The organism is Mesorhizobium sp. M7A.F.Ca.AU.002.02.1.1 (assembly GCF_003998535.1).
Lineage (GTDB): Bacteria > Pseudomonadota > Alphaproteobacteria > Rhizobiales > Rhizobiaceae > Mesorhizobium > Mesorhizobium ciceri.
In genome coordinates this window covers 1-607 of sequence record NZ_RZPB01001418.1, presented here as the reverse complement: position 1 = coordinate 607, position 607 = coordinate 1, and the positions used below count along the sequence as shown (strand labels likewise).

The following is a 607-nucleotide window of genomic DNA, read 5'->3' as shown; positions in this document are numbered from 1 at the left end:
TGCCAGCTCGGCCCTGGCATCCTGAAGCGGTGGCCGGGCAGCGCTTTCGGCAGCGCGGGCATCGATGACCGACTGCTCGGCCTCGGACACGGCAGCCTCGGCCTCCTCCAGCAGCGCCATGGCCTGTTCGACCAGCACCCGCTTCTCGGCCGGATCGGGCAGGCCAGCGACCTTGGAGAGTATCTCCGACAATTCCCGGTCGACATCGGCAAGCTGACGCGCGAAGCGGTCGCGGCGCTCGGCGGTATCGCGCAGCGTCCGTTCGATCTGGTTGCGCGAGGCGGCAGCCTCGGCCCGCTCGGCAGTCAGCGCGGCGAGTTTGGCTTCGCTTTGTGAAAGCGTAGATGCCGCTTGTTCGAAAGCCGCGCGGGTGGTGGCCTCGCGCTCGGCGGCACCAGCATTTTCCGAATTGAGTGCCGCCTCTTCGGCGCGCAGGCGCTCGAGAATGTCCGCGTTGTCGCGGACCATGCGCTCCTCACGCGCGATATCGCCGTCGAGCTGCTGCAGCCGGCGCTCGAGTTCGCTCTGACGGGCGCGGATGCGGCCGGCTTCCTCTTCGATCTGCGACTTGGCGATCGAGAGGCGCTGGAAGGCAGCGGCGGCGGCG

The 607-nt window shown here is 68.9% G+C and carries 1 pseudogene; it reads right to left on the bottom strand.

The window, feature by feature from the left end:
• A pseudogene (locus tag EN879_RS38105) lies at positions 1-607 on the bottom strand (chromosome segregation protein SMC); the annotation flags it as partial.